The organism is Microbacterium sp. UBA3394 (assembly GCF_002358725.1).
Classification (GTDB): Bacteria; Actinomycetota; Actinomycetes; order Actinomycetales; family Microbacteriaceae; genus Microbacterium; species Microbacterium luteum.
In genome coordinates this window covers 15636-22803 of sequence record NZ_DEPK01000180.1, presented here as the reverse complement: position 1 = coordinate 22803, position 7168 = coordinate 15636, and the positions used below count along the sequence as shown (strand labels likewise).

7 protein-coding genes are annotated in these 7168 nt (G+C 69.7%); 3 read left to right on the top strand and 4 right to left on the bottom strand.

Features of this window, described 5'->3' with window-relative positions; all coding sequences use genetic code 11:
* Positions 1 to 48 precede the first annotated feature (48 nt).
* The 3 genes from B4E30_RS10775 to B4E30_RS10765 are packed head-to-tail and all read right to left on the bottom strand — an operon-like array spanning position 49 to position 3793.
* Positions 49 to 525, bottom strand: a complete 477-nt coding sequence (locus B4E30_RS10775) for a CinA family protein (RefSeq protein ID WP_194383380.1) — start codon at positions 523 to 525, stop codon at positions 49 to 51.
* Positions 522 to 1088: a CDP-diacylglycerol--glycerol-3-phosphate 3-phosphatidyltransferase gene (pgsA, locus tag B4E30_RS10770; protein ID WP_194383381.1), complete on the bottom strand. Its 567-nt coding sequence runs from the start codon at positions 1086 to 1088 to the stop codon at positions 522 to 524. The genes B4E30_RS10775 and pgsA overlap by 4 nt, the downstream gene beginning before the upstream one ends.
* 5 nt (positions 1089 to 1093) lie before the next feature.
* Positions 1094 to 3793, bottom strand: coding sequence for an FtsK/SpoIIIE family DNA translocase (locus B4E30_RS10765; RefSeq protein WP_286795292.1), 2700 nt, complete (start codon positions 3791 to 3793; stop codon positions 1094 to 1096).
* Between the two features lie 127 nt (positions 3794 to 3920).
* Between B4E30_RS10765 and B4E30_RS10760 the strand changes: the two genes are divergently transcribed.
* From B4E30_RS10760 to B4E30_RS10750, 3 genes are read left to right on the top strand one after another with little or no spacing between them, the layout of a single operon-like run.
* A complete protein-coding gene (locus B4E30_RS10760) occupies positions 3921 to 4943 on the top strand; it encodes a sugar-transfer associated ATP-grasp domain-containing protein (protein WP_286795291.1) in 1023 nt (340 codons plus the stop codon).
* Positions 4940 to 5608, top strand: coding sequence for an alanine racemase C-terminal domain-containing protein (locus B4E30_RS10755; RefSeq protein ID WP_286795290.1), 669 nt, complete (start codon positions 4940 to 4942; stop codon positions 5606 to 5608). The genes B4E30_RS10760 and B4E30_RS10755 overlap by 4 nt, the downstream gene beginning before the upstream one ends.
* Positions 5608 to 6654, top strand: a complete 1047-nt coding sequence (locus B4E30_RS10750) for an alanine racemase (RefSeq protein WP_286795289.1) — start codon at positions 5608 to 5610, stop codon at positions 6652 to 6654. Before B4E30_RS10755 ends, B4E30_RS10750 begins: the two co-directional genes overlap by 1 nt.
* On the opposite strand, the gene B4E30_RS10745 is transcribed toward B4E30_RS10750, so the two are convergent.
* Positions 6641 to 7168, bottom strand: a 528-nt coding sequence (locus tag B4E30_RS10745) for an MBL fold metallo-hydrolase RNA specificity domain-containing protein (RefSeq protein WP_286795288.1), incomplete at its 5' end; no start/stop codon positions are given. The two genes, B4E30_RS10750 and B4E30_RS10745, sit on opposite strands and share 14 nt — an antisense overlap.

Sequence of the window (7168 nt, the reverse complement as noted above, 5' to 3'; positions counted from 1 at the left end):
GGGAAACACCAGGCATTCCCGAACGCCCTCGGCGGGCATCCGACTCGCTCAGACGATCGATGTCGCGAGCGCGAGCGCGCGGTCGACGCTTCGCTGACGGATCTGGTCGCGCCCACCCTGCAGCGAGAGCTCTTCGACACGGCGGCCGTTCGGCGTCGCCACGGCGACGTAGACCCGGCCCACGGGAGATTCGCCCTGCGGAGTAGGACCGGCGACGCCCGTCGTCGCCAGGCCCACGTCGGCACCGAGCCGTCGCCGCACGCCCTCGGCCATCGCGGCCGCCACGTCCGGATGAACCGGACCGTGCGCGGCAAGGAGATCGCCGGCGACATCGAGGAGTTCTGCCTTGAGTTCCGTCGCATAGGCCACGACGCCACCGCGCACGACGTCTGATGCTCCCGGCACGGCGGTCAGCTCCGCGCACACCAGTCCGCCGGTGAGCGATTCAGCGGTGGCGAGGGACCATCCTCTCCGCCGCAGCGCCTCGACGAGCGTCGCCGCGTCGTTCGTCGGCGCGTCGTTCATCGGCGGGGTCGGCGCGCTCCGCGCACCTCGGACACCACGTAGTCGACGCCGCTGGCGATCGTGAGGACGAACGCGATCGCCAGCGCGACGCCGTTGACCCAGAAGATCCCGTCGCCGAGCACGGTCCACAGCGGCAGCAGAGCGAGGGCCAGCGCGACGCCCTGTGCCACCGTCTTGAGCTTGCCCATCCAGGCGGCGGCGAGAACATGGTCGCTCACGACGACGAAGCGATAGATCGTGATGCCGATCTCGCGGACCAGGATGACGATCGTCACCCACCACGGAAGCTCACCGAGAATCGAGAGCCCCACGAAGGCGAAGCCGGTCAGCACCTTGTCGGCGATGGGGTCGAGCAGCTTGCCGAGATCGGTCACGATGTCGTTCGCCCGCGCGATGTGTCCGTCCAGACCGTCGGTCGCGATCGCGACGACGAAGAGGACCGCGGCAGCCCAGCGCAGACCACCGTCGGCGCCGTCGTCGGCGAGGAGCATCCACAGGAAGACCGGCGCGCAGAGGATGCGCACGATCGTGATGGCATTGGGGAGCTGACGGGGAACGGCCATGGTCATCATTCTCGCCCGGTCAGGCCCCAGGCATCCTCATCCTCATCCACCTGGACCACCGGCTTGCCCTCGTACTGAGCCTCCAGCGGATCGGCCTCGTAGGGGTCGGCCGGCGCCGCGGAGGGCTTGGGTGTCTCCGCGGGTCCGTCCTCGCCCCGCAGGCGCGCGAGCACCCCCGGGAGCTGTTCGTTGGTGACGAGAACATCGCGGGCCTTCGAGCCCTCGGAGGGCCCGACGATCTCCCGTGACTCGAGCAGGTCCATCAGCCTGCCGGCCTTGGCGAAGCCGACACGCAGCTTGCGCTGGAGCATCGAGGTCGAACCGAACTGGGTCGACACGACCAGCTCGGCTGCCGCCAGGAGGAGCTCGAGGTCGTCGCCGATGTCGGCATCGACCTCCTTCTTCTCCACGGCCGCTTCGACGTCCGAGCGGTACTCGGGGCGAGCCTGATTGGTCACGTGCGAGACGACCTTCTCGATCTCGCTCTCGCTGACCCACGCGCCCTGCACACGGAGGGACTTCGAGGCTCCCATCGGCAGGAAGAGCCCGTCGCCCTGGCCGATGAGCCGATCGGCACCCGGCTGGTCGAGGATGACGCGCGAATCGGTCACGCTCGTGACGGCGAAGGCAAGACGCGACGGCACGTTGGCCTTGATGAGGCCCGTCACGACGTCGACGCTCGGTCGCTGCGTTGCGAGCACGAGGTGGATGCCGCTCGCGCGGGCCAGCTGCGTGATGCGGACGATCGAGTCCTCGACGTCGCGCGGCGCGACCATCATGAGATCGGCGAGCTCATCGACGACGACCAGCAGATAGGGATAGGGCTTCAGCACGCGCTCGCTGCCCTCGGGCAGTTTCACCTCGCCGGCGACGACGGCCTTGTTGAAATCGTCGATGTGGCGGAAGCCGAAGGAGGCGAGGTCGTCGTAACGCATGTCCATCTCCTTCACGACCCACTGCAGCGCCTCGGCCGCCTTCTTGGGATTCGTGATGATGGGCGTGATCAGGTGAGGAACCCCGGTGTAGGAGGTCAGCTCGACCCGTTTCGGGTCGATCAGCACCATGCGCACATCGCTGGGCTTCGCACGCATCAGCAGGCTCGTGATCATGGAGTTCACGAAGCTCGACTTGCCCGACCCGGTGGATCCGGCCACCAGCAGGTGAGGCATCTTCGCGAGGTTGGCCACCACGAAGCCGCCCCCGACGTCCTTGCCGACGCCGATGGTCATCGGATGCGTCGACTGGACGGCTGTCTGCGAACGCAGCACGTCACCGAGGGTGACGATCTCCCGATCGGTGTTCGGGATCTCGACCCCGATCGCGCTCTTGCCCGGGATCGGCGCCAGGATGCGCACCTCGTTCGAGGCGACGGCATAGGCGATGTTGTTGGTGAGCGCGGTGATGCGCTCGACCTTCACGCCCGGCCCGAGCTCGATCTCGTATTGCGTGACGGTCGGGCCGCGCGAGAAGCCGGTGACGGTCGCGTCGACCTTGAACTGTTCGAACACGCCCGTGATGGCGGCGACGACGGCGTCGTTCGCTTCGGAACGCGACTTGTGGGGCGTCCCCTGGGCGAGTGCGGTGACGGACGGCAGGCGATACGGCGCGCTCGGCTGGTCCCGCGGCGCGTCCCCGCCGATGCCGGACAGGCCCGGAAGATCATCGTCCGACTCGCTGTCGGCGTCGTCCCGCAGCGACGTCTGCGATCCCGACGCGGACAGTCCGGCCAGCGACACCGGATCGATGGCCTCTGTGACCGCGTCGTCGGCGGGGAGGGGCATCGTCGTCGGCTCCGGTGCCGGCGGCTGGATCGCCTTCTCGAAGCCGCCCTCGGGCGCGCCCGGCGCGAGCAGCTCGGTGAGGTCCTGGGATCCGAGCTCCCCGTCGGTGTCCTTCTCACGGCCGCTCTTGTTCCGCCGCCACCAGGGCACACCGTCGTCGGAGCCGTCGCCGTCCGCGTCGTCGCCGTCCTCTGTGAACCGCGGCGATCCCGTCTCGGTGCGCTCAGCGCCGAACATCCACGCATAGAGGTCGCCGAGACGCCGGCCGATGCGGTTCGGCGGGGTCTTTGTCAGGATGAGCACGCTCAGCAGCGTCAGAACGCCGAGCACGATGCATCCGCCGACGTCGGTGAGCAGCATCGCGAGCGGCTCGCCGATCATCCACCCGAAGACGCCGCCGGCGCCGCTCAGGGCCGGGAGCCCCTCACGCGGCTGCGGCCGCCCGCCGGCGATATGGCAGAAGCCGGCGATGGTGACCACGAAGAGGCCGAAGCCGATGCCGATACGACCGTTGTCGTGCACCGAGGACGGGTGGCGGAACATCCACCCCGCGAGGAACACCAGGAGCACCGGCATGACGAACGCGACGCGCCCGACGAGTCCGCCGACGGAGAAGGCGCTGATGGCGGCGCCCGCCTCGGTGCCGATGAAGAACCACTCCACGACGGCACCGATCACCGCGAGGAGGACGAGCAGGAGCGGCAGGCCGTCACGGCGCTGGTCCTTCTCGAGCGTCTCCGGACCGAACGCCCGGAACAGGCCTCCGACTCCGTGGGCGAGTCCCATCCACGCGCGCACGGTCAGAGCCGGCTTGTCCTCGTCTCCCACGTAGCGCGTGGGCGTCGGGGCGGGCTTGCGGGCGCGCGTCGAGGAGCCCTTCCCGGGCGCCCGCCCGCGCGAGGTGGAGGTGGAGCTCTTGGCCATGCGATCCACGGTAGGCGAGGGCGCCGACGTTCCCCGGGAGCGACTCGGCGGTGCACAGGCACCGCGCCGCGCGGGCGATTAGGCTCTGCGGGGAGAGTTTCCCGTCCCGCCCATCGAGAGAGAACGAATGGCATCGCGCAGTCTCGGCCTCCGGTCGCATGTGAACTACCTCGTCTACCGCGTCCGCAACCTCAACGCCGGGTCCGTCGTCGAGCGTGCGCGCGAGGTCTCTCGACAGTTCGGCAAGCCCGTCGCGATGGTGGTCGCAGACATGTACTGGCAGGCGGCGTTCCACAAGGTCGGCTTCCAGGACTACGTCGACTACGACTTCGCCATGCTCACGCGCGCCGAGCGCAAGACGTTCATGACGCATCCGATCTCGAACGCGATCTCGCAGAAGTACGACCACCCGGACTACCGGCACCTCTTCCACGACAAGTTCGCGTTCGTGCGCGAGTTCTCCGATCTTCTCGGGCGCGACTGGATGATGCTGGACGCCGGCAACGCCGAGGAGCTCGCAACGTTCATGGCGACGCACCCCACGATCATCACCAAGCGGCAGACCGGCCAGGCGGGCTCGGCCATCACCCGCTACACGATCGACGACGTCGACGACGCTGCGGCCTTCCACCGCGGGCTGCTCGAGCGCGGTGAGCTCCTCATCGAGGAGAACATCGTGCAGCACCCCGACCTGGCCGCCGTCTGCCCCGGCACGGTCAACTCGACGCGCATCGCCGCCTTCTTCGACGGCGAGAAGACCCACATCCTCGCCATGGCGCAGAAGTTCGGGCGCGGACAGGCCGCCGACCAGATGGACTTCGGCGGCTTCTACACGATGCTCGACGAGCACGGCAAGGCGATGGGCGACGGATACGACTCGCACGGCCACGTGTGGGAACGGCACCCCGACACCGGATTCCCGATCGCCGAGTTCCGCCTGCCGATGCTCGAGGAGGCGCTCGACCTCATCGATCGCGCCGCGCGCGTCGTGCCGCAGGTGCAGTACGTCGGATGGGATGTCGCGATCACCGAGAAGGGTCCCGTGCTCATCGAGGGCAACTGGGGCACGGGCGTCTACGAGATCAAGCCCTCGGTCCTCGGCCGCCGCACCGGTCACCGCCCGCGCTACCGCGAGGTGATCGGCTTTTGACGCCGGCCGGGCTCTCGGTCGAGGTCTCCGACGGGGCCCTCGTCACCGGCGCCCGAGCCGCGGCCGCCGCCGGCATCGTCGTCGACCTCCGTCGCGATGCCTGGGGTCACGGGATCGACGCGGGAGTGCGGGCCCTGCTGGCCGCGGGGGTCGACCGGGCGTGTGTGGAGTCCGCCGACGCGCCCCGCCTGCGAGCGGCCGGGCTCCACGGGGTCGCACCGCACGGGGATTCCGCGGTCTTCTACGGACTCTCCGCGGGCGCCGACCCCGCGATGCACGCTTCATCGTGCATCCTCTCGACGAAACCGCTACGGGCGGGCGAAGGCGTCTCGTACGGGTACACCCACCGTGCAGCCGCCGACACCTGGATCGGGCTCGTCGCCGGCGGCTACGGGCAGGGCATGGCCCGAGCGCTCGGAAACCGCATCTCGGTCTGCGTCGAGGGCCGGATGTGCCCGGTCGTCGGTCGCATCGCCATGGACGTATGCGTGGTCGACCTCGGGCCCGACGGCTCGTTCGTCGTCCCCGGAGCGCCCGTCTCGCTGTTCGGAGGCGACGGCCCGGCTCGGCGCAGCCTCGACAGCTGGGCCGAGGCGACGGGATGGACGCGGGCGGAGCTGGCCGGGGTGATCGGCGCGTGCGTGCCGCGACGGAGCGTGGCCTGATGCCCGCGCGCCTCGCGGTCGATCTCGACCGCCTCCGCGAGAATCTGGCCACGGTGCGCCGCACCGTCTCCCCCGCCGAGACGCTCTTCGTGGTCAAGAACGATGCCTACGGGCACGGTCTCGAGCCCGTCGCGGAAGCGGCCTCGGCGGCCGGGATCGACTGGTTCGGATCCTTCGACATCGACAGTGGACTGCGCGTGCGCCGCGTGGTCGGCGGCGGTTCGCGCATCTTCGCGTGGACGACGACCCTCGACGCCGACTCGCTGCAGGGTGCCGCCGACGCCGACCTGGATCTCGGCGTCGGCGACGCCGCCTACCTGGAACGGATCATCGCCGCGGATCGGCACCTGCGCGTGCATCTGAAGGTCGACACCGGCCTGCATCGCAACGGCGTGCGCCCGGAGGAGTGGTCGGATGTCGTCGCACGCGCCGCACGGGCGGAAGCCGACGGACGCATCCGCGTCGTGGGCCTGTGGACCCACATCGCCGAGACCAGTGACGCCGACGACGACGCCTCGCGTGCCCTGTTCCTCGATGCGGTCGCGACCGCTCGCGCGGCCGGCCTCACCCCGGACGTGCGGCATCTTGCGGCGAGCGCGGCCGCGTTCGCCCGTCCGGAGTTCCGCGATGATCTGGTGCGTGTCGGCGCCTTCGGATACGGCATCCGCTCCGCCGGCGGACCGGATCTGCCGGGCATCTCGCCGGCCGCGACGCTCGTCACCGACGTGATCGACGTTGCCGGGGACCGGGTGGTGATCGACATCGGATCGCTCGACGGCGTCCCGTCGGCCCTCGGCGGCCGCGTGACCGTCGGCACCGACGCCGGCGCGCACCCCCTGCTGACGATCGACGGCGCGACCTCGACCGTCGCCCGGTATCGGGGCGCCCGCGCCGGAGACCGCGTGTACATCTTCGGGCCGGGAGCGCACGGCGAGCACAGCGCCACGACCCTCGCGGAATCGATCGACACGGTCGGCGAGGAGCTCCTCGTGCGCCTGCGGCCGGGCCTCGAACGGTCCTACACCGGAGCGATCACGCCTCGATGACCAGCGGAACGATCATCGGACGACGCCGCAGACGCTGATTGACCCAGCGTCCGATCGTCCGCCGCACCACCTGCGACAGCGCGTGCTGGTCTCGCACTCCCGACTGCGCCGCTTCGGCCAGCGCGGCGGCGATCTTCGGCTTGACGTCTTCGAAGACCTTGTCGTCCTCGGCGAAACCGCGCGCGTGGATCTCCGGACCGCTGATGATCTTGCCCGTCGCGGCATCGACGACGACGATCACGGAGATGAAGCCCTCCTCGCCCAGGATGCGACGGTCCTTCAGGTCGGCGTCGGTGATCTCGCCGACCGACGAGCCGTCGACGTAGACGAAACCGAGATCGAGCTGGCCCACCGCGCGCGCCTCGCCGTCGCGAAGATCGATGACCGTGCCGTTCTCGGCGAGCAGCGTGCGCTCGGCGGGAACGCCCGTGTCCTGGGCGAGTTTGGCGTTGGCCATCAGGTGACGGTATTCGCCGTGGATCGGCAGGACGTTGCGCGGGCGCAGGATGTTGTA

Bases quoted from the DNA above. Each gene is read 5' to 3' on its own strand.
- B4E30_RS10775 (WP_194383380.1), bottom strand. From the start codon at position 525: ATGAACGACGCGCCGACGAACGACGCGGCGACGCTCGTCGAGGCGCTG.
- pgsA (WP_194383381.1), bottom strand. From the start codon at position 1,088: ATGGCCGTTCCCCGTCAGCTCCCCAATGCCATCACGATCGTGCGCATC.
- B4E30_RS10765 (WP_286795292.1), bottom strand. From the start codon at position 3,793: ATGGCCAAGAGCTCCACCTCCACCTCGCGCGGGCGGGCGCCCGGGAAG.
- B4E30_RS10760 (WP_286795291.1), top strand. From the start codon at position 3,921: ATGGCATCGCGCAGTCTCGGCCTCCGGTCGCATGTGAACTACCTCGTC.
- B4E30_RS10750 (WP_286795289.1), top strand. From the start codon at position 5,608: ATGCCCGCGCGCCTCGCGGTCGATCTCGACCGCCTCCGCGAGAATCTG.